The sequence below is a fragment of the Brevundimonas sp. genome (genome assembly GCF_029945885.1).
Taxonomy (GTDB): domain Bacteria; phylum Pseudomonadota; class Alphaproteobacteria; order Caulobacterales; family Caulobacteraceae; genus Brevundimonas.
Map to the genome: position 1 here is coordinate 174,891 of NZ_JAQSDK010000026.1, position 4,607 is coordinate 179,497.

Below are 4,607 nucleotides of genomic sequence, written 5' to 3' on the forward strand. Positions count from 1 at the left end.
CCGGCGGAACGCTTGCGGGCACGACGACAGGCATCCAGGGCAATATTCTCAACAACGGCGTGCTGATCTTTGATCAGTCGGTCGATGGTGACTATGCCGGCCTGCTCAGCGGCACGGGCGGCATAGTCCTGAATGGCACGGGCGCAATCGCCCTGACCAATACCGCCAACACCTTCTCGGGCGGCGTGACGGTCAATGCCGGGGTTCTGCGTATCACGTCCGACGCCGCGCTCGGAACCGGGTCCATCATCCTGAACGGCGGCAGCCTCGACCTAACCCTGGCCCAACTGGCCCCCGGCCGTCAGCTTATCACTCTCGGCCAGGTCCAGCAGGTTGCTGTGCACACAGGCGATTTTGTCTTCACAGGCGGAATCCTCGGCAGCGGGATTGAAAAGGTCGGGCTCGGGACCCTGACGTTCAACTATGACAACAGCGGCTTTACCGGCGACATCTATGTCAACGGCGGCACGATCCGTGCCCTGACGGCCCAGTCGTTCGGTGCGGCGACGATCCATATGATCGATCCGAATATCCAGTATTCGGCGACTGGCTCATACGCCTCGAACATTGTTCTCGAGGTCGCCGCCCCCTCGTCGGCGGACCCGTCGACCCTGACCGTGGACGCGGGCATCGTCGCCACCATAACCGGCTCGATCACCCAGACCGCCAATGGTGACACGGTCCAGCCGCTGGTCATCGACGGTCTCGGCACCCTGGTCCTGACCAATGCCGCCAACAGCTGGAACGGCTCGACCACGATCAATACCGGCGCGACCCTGCAGGGCACGGCTGCGACGATCTCGGGCGGCAATATCGTCAGCAACGGCACCCTGGCGCTGAACCAGGCCGGCGACGGCACCTTCGATCTCGACATTTCCGGCACCGGGGGCGTCACCAGCATCGGCGCGGCCGAGCTGACCCTGTCGGGAACCAACACCTATTCCGGCCGGACGCAGATCAATGCCGGCACCCTGATCGCCGGCGGCGGCAGCGCCATCGGCGACACCAGCGCCGTGACGGTGGCCGGGGGCGCGACCCTGTCGCTGGCCGGGTCTGAAACGATCGGCAGCCTGGTCGGGTCGGGCACGGTCCGGGTCAATGCCAATACCCTGACGGTCGGCGGCGACAATGCCTCGACCGAGTTCAGCGGCTCGATCACGGATATTGCGGCGGTCAGCTATGTCGGCAGCTGGGACGTCACCAGCGGACCGCACTGGTCGACCAATCCGCCGACCTATACCGGCCAGGACGCCGCAGCCTTGTTGTTCGGCGGCAGTGCCGCCGACTATCGCATCTCGACCGCCGGTGCCGACATCGCGGCCATCACGGACACGGCCTGGTACAATCGCTACGGCGGCAATCCGGCGAATTTTACCCAGCTGGCGTCTGATGCCCGCATCGACACCGCCGGGGCCGGATACAATGCCTCGGGCGACAGTTCCGCCTATGTGGGCGACCACGCCAGCACACCGACCTACAACTATGCCTTCACCGGCGGGCAGAGCCTGGGCGGCGGTCTGACCCATGTGGGCAGCGGCAGCCTGATCCTGAGCGGCACCAACACCTATACCGGCCAGACCTCGATCGAGGGCGGCACGCTTGAGGTCCGCAACGGTTCCGCCATCGCCGACACCGGGGTGGTTTCGGTGTCGTCGGGGGCCACCTTCCTGGTTTCCAATGCCGAGACCATCGGCCGGTTGACCGGCGCGGGCGCGGTCAATCTGGCCGGCGGTTCCCTGACCCTGGCCAACAGTTCCGGCACCTACAGCGGGGCCCTGTCGGGCACCGGCAGCCTGGTGCTGTCGGGCGGATCGCTGTCGCTGGGCGGGGCCTTGATCAATGCCGGCGGCCTGGTGCTGGGCGGCACCACGACGGCCAGCCTGTTGTCGACCGGGTCGATCACGGTCGCCGGCAATGCGGTGACCATGAACGGCACGGCGAACAGCTTTACCAATGCCGGTAGCGTCTCCAGCTCCGGCGGCACGGGCGTGACCTCTTCCGGTGTTCTGACCCTGACCAATGCCACCGGCGGCGCGATCTCGGGCCGTGCCGGTGTCTACGCCGGCGGTCTCGGCACGGTGACCAATGCCGTGGGCGCGTCAATCACGGGCGGCAGTCTCAACAACACCGTGCGGCTGGCCGGCAACGGGTCGAGCCTGACCAATGCCGGAACGATCAGCGGCACGACCAATTTTTCCGGCGTGTTCTTTGACGGAACCGGCACGGTCACCAACCAGACCGGCGGCACGATCAGCAATACGTCGACGGCGGTGCAGTTCGCCGGCGACGGTTCGGCCCTCGTCAACGCGGGGACGATCACCAGCAACAGCGGTTTCTCGGGCGTCTTCTTCGACCGAACCGGCACGGTGACCAACCAGACCGGTGGTTCGATCAGCAACACGGGAACAGCGGTTTGGCTTTCCGGAGCCGGATCGGTGCTCGACAACGCCGGGTCGATCTCGAACAGCGCGAATGCATCAGCCGTCTATTTTGCCAACAGCGGGACTGTGGTGAACCAGGCGGGCGGAACCCTCACGTCTGCCAACGCCCGGGCCGTTCGGATGGCCGGGGCAGGCGCGTCTGTCACGAACGCCGGCCTGATCGCGGGCGGTGACGCCGGCGTCTATCTGGACGGGGCCAACGGCTCGGTGACCAATACCGGCACCATCCGCGTGACCGGTGGCAGCGCCAACACCGTCGTCAGCGGCGTCGTTTCATCGGCCGCGGGTAGTGCGGTCACCAACGCGGGCCTGATCGACAGCAGCCTTGACGGCGGGCGCGGCATCTATCTCGCCGGCGGTACCGGCACGATCACCAACCAGTCGGGCGGGACGATCTCGGGTAACGGGGCGGGCGCGGCCATCATCCTGACGGGTGCGGACTACGCGCTGGACCTGCAGGCGGGCTCGACCGTCAACGGCCTGATCGACGCCTCGGCCACGACCGGGATCAACACGGTGACCATCGCCGGCGACCTGAACGGCAGCTATGCCGGCGGCACAGGCGCGGACAACGTCACCCTGGTCGGCGGTATGACGGTCTCGGGCCTGATCGACGGCAGCAGCGGAACCGACACCCTGATCCTGGGTGGCATGGCCGACGGCGCACTGGATATTAGCCAGACGCTCGGCTTTGAGAGCCGGACGCTGACCGGCGGCGGTGCCTGGACCCTCAGCGGTACGGACAGCGACGCCGCCGACTGGACCCTGGACAGCGGTACCCTGCGCCTGACCGGCAGCCAGTCGGTCAGCGACACGGCCGGCATTCTGGTCAACAGCGGCGCGACCCTGTCGATCGGGGACAGCGAAGCCATCGGTGCGCTGATCGGGAACGGGTCGGTCGTCATCGACGCCAGCCAGATGCTGTATGTCGGGGTCAATGGCGCTGACAGTATCTTCAGCGGCATCATCTCCGGGGCGGGTAGCCTGTCGCAGTCCGGCACCGGTAGCCTGACCCTGTACGGGGCCAACACCTATACGGGCGATACCCGGGTCGATGCCGGCACGCTGCGGCTCGGGGCTTCGGGCGTCATCGCTGACAGTTCGCGTCTGATCGTGCAGACGGGTGCGACCCTCGATATGCAGGGCTTCGATGAGACCGTCGCCGTGGCCTGGCTGAACGGGACGGTGAACAACTCCATGTCGCCGCCGCCGTCGCCCCTGATGGGGGGCACCAGCGGCGGCCCGCAGGCGGTCATACTGCCGACCGGCACCGGCACGCTGACGGCGGCTGACTACTATCTCGACGGCGCGACCATCAATACCAACCTCGGCACCGGCAACCTGTACAACACCGGCGGCGTGTCGATCCTGAACGGCACGGCCGCCGCCGGGCTGGTCTCGGTCCAGGCCGGGACCCTGCGTCTGGGCGAGTCCGATCGCCTGGCCGATACGGCGATCCTGTCGGTGTCCGCGAACGCGACCCTCGATCTGCAGGGCTTCGACGAGACGGTGGCGACAGCCTATCTGAACGGCTCCCTCTACGGGGCGAACATCCCGTTCTCACCGCGGGTCGACGGCGACAGCAAGTCGCCCGAACTGGTGGCCTGGAACCCGGGCCCGGTCGGCACCGGCACGCTGACGGCGGCCGAATACTATCTCGACGGGGCCACTGTCTTCGCCAATCTCGGCACGGGCAATCTGTTCAACACGGGCGGTTATTCGATCCTGTATGGTACCGCCGCGGCGGGTCTGGTCTCGGTCGAGGCCGGAACGCTGCTTCTGGGTGTGTCCAACCGCCTTGCCGATACCGCCACGCTCTCGGTTTCGAGCGGCGCGACGCTGGACCTGCGCGGGAATGACGAGACCGTCGGTCTGGCTCTGATCAACGGCTCGCTGAACTCCAGCCTGCCCAACCCGGCCACGCCGCTGGCGGCGCCGACCCTCGCTGGCGGGGCTCCCCTGTCCGGATTGTTCCTCGGCACCGGCACCCTCACGGCGCTCGAATACCAGCTGAACGGCGCGGCGGTGAACGCCAACCTTGGCGCGGGCACCCTGTTCAACCTCGGCGGGGTCTCGACCCTGACCGGCACGGCCGCGACCGGTGAGGTCGTGGTCCAGGCCGGAACCCTGCGTCTGGGGGCTTCGGAGCGTCTGGCCGACACGGCA

Annotated in this window: 1 protein-coding gene; it reads left to right on the forward strand. The window is 67.2% G+C overall.

The window, feature by feature from the left end:
- Window positions 1-4,607 (forward strand): autotransporter-associated beta strand repeat-containing protein (locus PSV00_RS10650; protein WP_300446907.1); only part of this gene is annotated, 4,607 nt, incomplete at both ends.